Genomic DNA, 7,249 nt, shown 5'->3' with positions numbered 1-7,249 from the left:
GCTCGCTGCGGTACTCTTTGCCACTCACCACGTTCTCTTCGACCGCCTGCAGGCCGCGGGCTTGGGCTTTTACTGCCTGGGCGCGCCCGATTTCTCCACCATCGTGGTCCATGCCGTTTACGTGGTCCTGCAGACGGTGGTCGAAGTGCTCCTGGTCACCCAGACCCGGCAAATTGCCCGCGCGGGTGAAGAGATGCGCGATCTGGTGACGGTCGTCGATACACCGCACGGAATCGCCTTGGACCTCGCGCAGACCGTGACGGTGCGTACACCCTTGGCCAGCGTGCTGCAAAACGTGCTGGCCCGCATGCACGCCGCCATGCAGACCGTGCAGCGCGCGGCAACCGGCATGGAACAAGCCAGCCGGGACCTCGCTCACAGCACCTCGAACCTCGCGTCACGGAGCGAAAGTCAGGCCAGCACGCTGGAAGAGACCGCGGCCTCCATGGAGGAACTCAGCGGCGCCGTGCAGCAGAACGCGACCAACGCCCAGCAAGCCAACCAGCTGGCACAAGGCACGTCCTCGATCGCCACACAAGGTGGCAGCGTGGTCAACCAGGCCGTGGACACGATGCAAGGCATCAGTGGCAGCTCCAAGAAGATCGCCGACATCATTGCCGTGATCGATGGCATCGCCTTTCAGACCAATATTCTGGCCTTGAACGCCGCCGTGGAAGCCGCCCGTGCTGGCGAACAAGGTCGCGGCTTCGCCGTCGTGGCGAGCGAGGTGCGTGCCTTGGCCGGCCGCAGCGCGGAGGCTGCCAAGGAAATCAAGGCACTGATCACGGACAGTGTTCAACGTGTCGAACAAGGCACGGTGCAGGTGGACCGCACCGGCGCCACCATGAACGAAATGGTCGAGGCCATCCGTCGGGTGACGAGCATCATCGGTGAAATCAGCGTGGCCAGCGCCGAGCAAAACACCGGCGTCGCGCAAATCGGGGAAGCCATCACGAACATGGAACAGACCACCCAGCAAAACGCTGCACTCGCCGACGAGATGAGAGGCATGGTGCACACACTACAGCAGCAAGCACAAGAACTGGTGCAAGCCATCAGCGTGTTCCAATCCTCAAGATCGTCCATGGCCCTCGCCGACGCGCCAACGACCATGCGGGCATCGCAAACGACCACCAGAGCCAGCTCAGACCCCGGCACCCTGCAGCTTCGGTAGCCGCTGGGCACAAGCGGCGCCCGCATGGCGCCCAGTCAAGTACGCGAGATCCAGGCGGCGAAGGCTTGGTTCACCGCTTGCGGCCGCTCCATGGTGGTCATGTGCCCACTGTGCTCAACGATCACCAGCTTGGCGCCCGCGATGGCCGCGGCCATGGCCTCGTGCTGGGCCGGGCCGCTCCAGGCGTCTTCACGGCCCGTCAACACCAGCGTGGGACATTGAATCTTAGCCAGCAAGGGAGTGGCGTCCAGGCGGTTGAGCAGGGCGTTGATCTGCGCCGCGTACTGCGCCGCGCTGCCCCGCTCGAACATGTCCAGAACCTCCTCGAACAAGGGCGATCCGATGCGCTGCGGGTGCACCATGCCCTTGGTCCATTCCCGCGCCATGGCGCGCATGCCCTGCTCGCGCGCGATCTTCAGCAAGGCCAGGCGACCGGCCTTTTCTTTTTCGCCCGCCTCGCCCGCTGCCAGCGGATGGGTGCCCGTGTCGAGCAGGGCCAGGTGGGTCACACGCCGCGGGGCCAAGCGCATCACCTCCAGCGCCACGCGGCCGCCCATGGAGTGGCCGGCCAAGGCGAAACGTTCGGTCGGTGCCTCGGCCAGGGCTTGTTCGGCCATGGCGGTCAGCGAATCACGCAGGCCCCACGCGGGCACGACGCAGTGGGCTTGGCTCTTCAGCGCTGCCACTTGCGGTGCCCAGACTGCGGCGTCGCAGTTCAGGCCGGGCAGGAGCATCAGGGTGGGAAGAGAGATGGTCATGCTTGTCTTTTGAGAATGTTCTGGGTGTGGCCCGCCATGAGCTCATTGCGCGTTGGCCGACAGGGCGAGCTTGATGCCCAGCGCCGCCATGACCGCGCCAGCCGACCGATCCACCCACTGCTTGTACCGAAGATAGGCTTGCCGTGACTTGGGCGTGGACAAGACCGTGGCGACGATCGCGTACCAGCCCGCCTCGATCAGCAGCGTCGCCAGTAGCACCGCGATGCTGAAATGCAGTGCCGGTGTACTGGGCATGAAAGCCGCGAAGACACTGCCATAGACGATCGCCGTCTTGGGGTTGCTGATCTGCGTGCCGAAACCCAGGGCCAGTTGCGCCTTCCAGCCCGCTTGCGCGGCCGCAGTGACGTCAGCGCCAACCTCGATCAAGGGCGCCTTGGCACCACGCCAGATCTTGATGCCAAGGTACAGCAGGTAAACGCCCCCACCGACCTTGAGTGCCGCGTACAGCCACGGCACGGCGGTAAGCAAGGCCGTCAGGCCCAGCAAGGCCAGGGTGGCGAACAGCAAGCCACCCAGGCCCATGCCGAGCGCGGCGGCCAGCCCAGCTTTGCGCCCGCTGGACACGGCCGTGCGAGCAATCATCAGGAAGCTGGGGCCGGGGCTGGCCGCGCCGATGGCCAGCGCCACGACGATGCCGGAAAAAGCCAGTAACTCGTTCACGGTGTACTCCGGTGGTGAAAACGAGTCCTAGTCTAACGAGACTCCCGAATCAATCGGCCGTGCACCGCACGCGCTCCCTGGGAGCGATTCCGAATGCGAGGGCTGGCGTGGGAAACGTTCGGCGACGACCAGCTAGAGCCGGTTTCCACTCACCGCAAGCGCAAACGCAGCTCGCGCCATTGCACGCCCACCTGGTCAGCGACGATCTGCGCTGCACGAGTTGCAACGCGGCGCGCATCGCGCGCGGGCAACAGCAGGGTGATCTCGTCCGCTTGCGGCGGGCGGGAACCGGCGGCCCTCACCTCCACTTGCAAGGCATGGGCATCGCCGCTGACCTCCACCTGCCACTCGCCGTGGTGGCCTTCGTGCACGGCGGCGCTTTCGCCGTCGTCTTCAAAGCAGTCATAACGCAAGTGCCCGCCCTCGGGGGCAACAAACAGGGCGAAGCCGCGCCGGTCAGCCGCTTGCGCGAAATGCTGTTCGGCCAGGTTGAGCGGCAAGATGCTGCCTTCACGCACCAGCAGCGGCGGGCGGTCCCAGGGCGCGGGCAAGACGATGGTTTGCCCGCCCTCAAAACGGTCACCGCTCCAGTAGTCCACCCACCACGTTCCCTTGGGCAGATACACCCGACGATCGCGCTGGCCCGGCTCGACCACCGAGGCGACCAGCAACTGGGCGCCCAGCAGCATCTCGTCGTTCTCCTCGAAGCAGCGCGGGTCTTGCGGAAAATCATGCAGCGTGGGACGGATCATCGGCTCGTAGTGGCGGTGAGAACGCCACAGCAAGTCATACAGGTACGGCATCAAGCGGTAGCGCAGACGGATCAGCTCGCGGATCTGCGGCGTGATCTGCGGGTACATCCAGGGCTCGTTGACCGTCTTGTCGTCGTTCCACGAATGGATGGAAAAACGCGGCAGGAAGATGCCGTGCTGCACCCAGCGCAGGAACAGCTCGGGCTCCGGCGCGGGCCCGGCGAAGCCGCCGATGTCATGCCCGGTGTTGGAGACACCGCTGAGCGCCAAGCCCATGGCCATCTTGATGTTGTAGCGCAGGGTCTCCCACGAGGTGTAGTTGTCACCCGACCAGGTCTGCACATAACGCTGCATGCCCGCCGCGCCGGAGCGCGAAATCAAGAAGGGCCGCTTGCCAGGCGCGTGCGCGCGCTGCGCCTCGAACGAAGCCTTGATCATCAGCAGGGTCTGCAGCGGACGGGCCTGGGTGGCGGGCCAAGGGCTGCCAAAGCCATGCGCCAGAGGTTTGTCGCTCCAGATCTCGAACTCGTTGTTGTCATTCCAGGTTGAGGCGATGCCGTAGTCCAGCAAGGCTTCGGTCACGCGGGCCTGCCACCAGGCGTAGGTGGCCGGGTTGGTGAAATCAAGGTAGGCGCCGGTCTCGTCCCAGAACTGCACCTGGGCCGGTGTGCCATCGGGCTCGCGCACGAACAGGCCCGCCGCCTCGGCCTCGGAAAAACGCGGGTGGTCGCGCAGTAGGCAGGGCTTGATGTTGGCGCACAGCTTCACGCCATGCTGGAGGTAGTGCTCAACGAAGGCCTTCGGGTCCGGAAACTTGTCTCGGTTCCAGTTGAAGACGTAGCGCTTGTCGCCGATGGAGGTGTAGCCCGACGAGAGGTGGAAGGAGTCACACAGGATGTCGTGCTCACGGCAGCCATCGAGAAACTCGTTCATGCGCACCTGGGCGTTGGGCGCGTCGGTGTAGGTCATGGTCGAGCCCGAATAGCCCAGACCCCACTTGGGCGAGAACGCGGGGCGGCCCGTCAGCCAGGTGTAGCGGCGGGTCACGTCGGCCAGGGCCTCACCGGCGATGAAGTACATATCCAGATCACCATGCTCGGCCACGAAATAGCGGTAGTGGCCGTGGTAGTTGTCCAGCTCGCGCCCCATGTCGAAGCGGCATTCCGACAGCGTGTCGTAGAAGAGGCCAAAGGCCGCGCCCTGGCTCTTCTTCCAGGTGATGTAGAACGGGATGTGCTTGTAGAGCGGATCGCTGGAGCGCGCGCTGTAGCCCATGGGGTCCACATTGCTCATGCGGTAGCTCTGCCCCATGCGGTTGGCATCTCCCGCGCGTTCACCCAGGCCGAAATACATCTCGTCGGGTTCGCGCTGCAGGTAGTGGTAGACCTTGTCGTCCCACCAGCCAAAGTTGTAGGCCTGGGTGGCGCGGTCACGGGCAACGGGGCACCAGCGGCCATTCACCGAAGTCTCCCAGCTGCAATGGAAGCCCGTGAGGCGAATGCGCAGGCGGATGCTCGCGGTCGTCAGCACCAGCACCCCGGGCTCCTCCTGGCCGAGCGCGAACTTGGGCAGCGAAAAGCCTGACAGGTCGAAACGGTCACGCCCCTCGCGCGGCACATCATCGGCGCCGGGCGCGATGGCCCAGGTGCGGGGGAAACGCAGCGTGCCTCCGGGCAGCAGCATCACGCGAACGATGTCGTCTTCCAGCACGAAGACATGGGCCTGGTGCCCCTCCTGGCTTTGCAGATGCAGGTGATGGCCATCCACCCGACCGAGCGAGAAAACAGGGGGATTCGACATGGACATTTTTTTGACTCCAGACAACACGGGGCCCGCCAAGCCAGGCTCTGGCTCGGTTGGCCCTGAGTCCCTCCAACGGGGAACTCAGGGAAAAACAACAGAATCGGATTGAGCAGCGGCCTTGGGTTCAACCCGCCTTGCCCAGCAGCACCGAAGGCAACCAAGTCGACAAGGCGGGGATGAAGGTCACCAACAACAAGCCGACGCCCTGCAGCGCGAACAAGGGCATCAAGGGGCGCGTCATTTGCGCCAAGCTCACCTGGCCCACGCGCGAGGAGACGAACAAGGTGCTGCCCACGGGCGGCGTGGTGATGCCGATGCACAGGTTGTAGACGATGATGATGCCGAAGTGCACCGGCGAGATGCCCACCGCCATCGCCGCGGGCAAGAAGATCGGCGTGAAGATCAGCAGCGCGGGCGTGATGTCCAGGAAGGTACCCACCAGCAGCAAGAGCACGTTGAACAGCAGCATCAGCACATAGGGGTTGCTGGAGAAGCCAATGATGGCCTCGGACAGCAGGGTCGCGGCGCCGCTGGACGCCAGCAGCCAAGCCATGGTCATGGAAACGCCGACCATCAGCATCACGACGGCCGTGCCCACGGCCGCGTCCAGGGTGCTCTTGATGAGCGCGCGGTTGTCCAGCGTCTTATAGAAGAAGCGCCCCAGGATGAAGGTGTACAAGGCGGCGATGCCCGCGGCCTCGGTGGCGGTGAAGATGCCACCCACGATGCCGCCCATCACGATCACGATCAGCAGCAGCGCGGGAATGGCACGCAGCGAAATCGTCAGCGATTCCTTCGCCGTGTAGCGGTACACCTCTTTCGGGAACTCACCTCGCGCGGCCTTCACGGCGATCCAGACCATGGCCATGGCCACCATCAGGATGCCGGGGATGTAGCCCGCCACGAACAGCACATCAACGGGCGTGCCGCCCGAGATCAGCGAATACACGATCAGCGCCCCCGAGGGCGGAATCAATAGGCCAGCGGGCGAGCTGATGGCGTTCACCGCCGCGCAAAAGGGCATGTTGTAGCCCGCCGCGCGCTGCTGAGGCGTCAGCGTGGCGCCCACGGCGGCGGCGCTGGCCACCGCAGAACCTGAGATCGAACCGAACAAGGCGTTGGCCAGGCAGGAGATGTGCGCCAGCGAACCCGGCAGGCGCCCGACCACCACGCGCGCGAAGTCAATCAGGCGCAAGGCGATGCCGCCGGTGTTCATGATGTTGCCGGCCAGGATGAACAGCGGAATCGCCACCAGGGTGAAGCTGTCCAGGCTGGACGTCATGCGCTGGGCGGACACCAGGAGGGCCTGGGTGGCATCGGGCAGAAAACCGAACAGCGCCACCAGCGTGGCCACGCCGATGGCAAAGCTCACGGGCACGCCCCAGAGCAGCAGGATCGTGAAGACGATCGACAGAATGATGATTGCGGTCATGACAAGCTCGGGGGGGTCAGTCTGCCGAGGGCGCGGCGGGAGCGGTGGCGTTTGCGCCAGACGCGGGCACATGCTCTGGCGCCAGCAAGATGAGGAGTTGGTAGAACACGATGAGCGCACCCGAGAGCGGAATGCAGAGATAGACGTAGCCCATGGGCCACTCCAAGGTCGCGGTGAGCTGTTCGAACTCCAGCGCGCGCAGCACCAGCAAGCCGCCGCCGTAGCACATCACCGACGCCGCGAAGGCCAAGACGATCAGCGCCACGGAACGCACATGCCACCTCAAGCGGTCGCCGCTCAAGCTCTCGGGCAGCATGGTGTAGGCCATGTGCTCGACCTTCCCCGCGGCATAGGCGGCGCCGAGCAGGCTGAGCCAGATCATCGCGTAGCGCGAGACTTCCTCGGTGAAGATGGCGGGATCGCCCAACACATAGCGCGTGAACACCTGGATGATCACGCAGCCCGAGAGGGTGAAGAAAAGCAGCACCAGCAGGGCTTCCAGCCCCCGGTCCAGAAGACGCTTGAGGCGAAACAGCAGATTCATGGTCATTCCGTCAAAAAATCCGGGCGTGACGTCGGCATGTTGCCTGCGGGCGCGGGCTGGCCAGGGTGCGTCACGAGAGGGAAAAGCGGCGGGCGGCCCGCGCCC

6 protein-coding genes are annotated in these 7,249 nt (G+C 64.9%); 1 reads left to right on the top strand and 5 read right to left on the bottom strand.

Translation table 11 applies throughout. The features are described 5' to 3' along the window. On the top strand, positions 1 to 1,174 hold a 1,174-nt coding region (locus HGR_RS16915), incomplete at its 5' end, for a methyl-accepting chemotaxis protein (protein WP_006299220.1). A gap of 35 nt (positions 1,175 to 1,209) precedes the next feature. On the opposite strand, the gene HGR_RS15045 is transcribed toward HGR_RS16915, so the two are convergent. From HGR_RS15045 to HGR_RS15025, 5 genes are all read right to left on the bottom strand, one after another. After that, positions 1,210 to 1,932 carry an alpha/beta fold hydrolase gene (locus tag HGR_RS15045; RefSeq protein WP_006299219.1) on the bottom strand — a complete coding sequence of 241 codons (723 nt, stop codon included), beginning with the start codon at positions 1,930 to 1,932 and terminating at the stop codon, positions 1,210 to 1,212. Between the two features lie 42 nt (positions 1,933 to 1,974). Then, complete coding sequence (locus HGR_RS15040; protein ID WP_006299218.1) at positions 1,975 to 2,613, bottom strand: LysE family translocator; 639 nt, start codon at positions 2,611 to 2,613, stop codon at positions 1,975 to 1,977. 149 nt (positions 2,614 to 2,762) lie between these two features. Then, a complete protein-coding gene (locus HGR_RS15035) occupies positions 2,763 to 5,171 on the bottom strand; it encodes a glycoside hydrolase family 31 protein (RefSeq protein ID WP_006299217.1) in 2,409 nt (802 codons plus the stop codon). A gap of 121 nt (positions 5,172 to 5,292) precedes the next feature. After that, the gene (locus tag HGR_RS15030) at positions 5,293 to 6,600 is read right to left on the bottom strand and encodes a TRAP transporter large permease (RefSeq protein WP_006299216.1); all 1,308 of its coding nucleotides are present in this window, start codon (positions 6,598 to 6,600) and stop codon (positions 5,293 to 5,295) included. A 16-nt stretch (positions 6,601 to 6,616) separates the two neighbouring features. Continuing rightward, the gene (locus HGR_RS15025; protein WP_039853814.1) at positions 6,617 to 7,144 is read right to left on the bottom strand and encodes a TRAP transporter small permease; all 528 of its coding nucleotides are present in this window, start codon (positions 7,142 to 7,144) and stop codon (positions 6,617 to 6,619) included. Positions 7,145 to 7,249: the final 105 nt, after the last annotated feature.

The organism is Hylemonella gracilis ATCC 19624 (assembly GCF_000211835.1).
In the GTDB taxonomy this organism is placed as follows: Bacteria; Pseudomonadota; Gammaproteobacteria; order Burkholderiales; family Burkholderiaceae_C; genus Hylemonella; species Hylemonella gracilis.
This window is presented reverse-complemented; position numbering and strand designations above follow the sequence as displayed.

What these genes read in the sequence shown, in the direction of transcription:
- HGR_RS15045 (WP_006299219.1), bottom strand. Translation starts at nt 1,932, where the DNA reads ATGACCATCTCTCTTCCCACCCTGATGCTCCTGCCCGGCCTGAACTGC.
- HGR_RS15035 (WP_006299217.1), bottom strand. Translation starts at nt 5,171, where the DNA reads ATGTCCATGTCGAATCCCCCTGTTTTCTCGCTCGGTCGGGTGGATGGC.
- HGR_RS15030 (WP_006299216.1), bottom strand. Translation starts at nt 6,600, where the DNA reads ATGACCGCAATCATCATTCTGTCGATCGTCTTCACGATCCTGCTGCTC.
- HGR_RS15025 (WP_039853814.1), bottom strand. Translation starts at nt 7,144, where the DNA reads ATGAATCTGCTGTTTCGCCTCAAGCGTCTTCTGGACCGGGGGCTGGAA.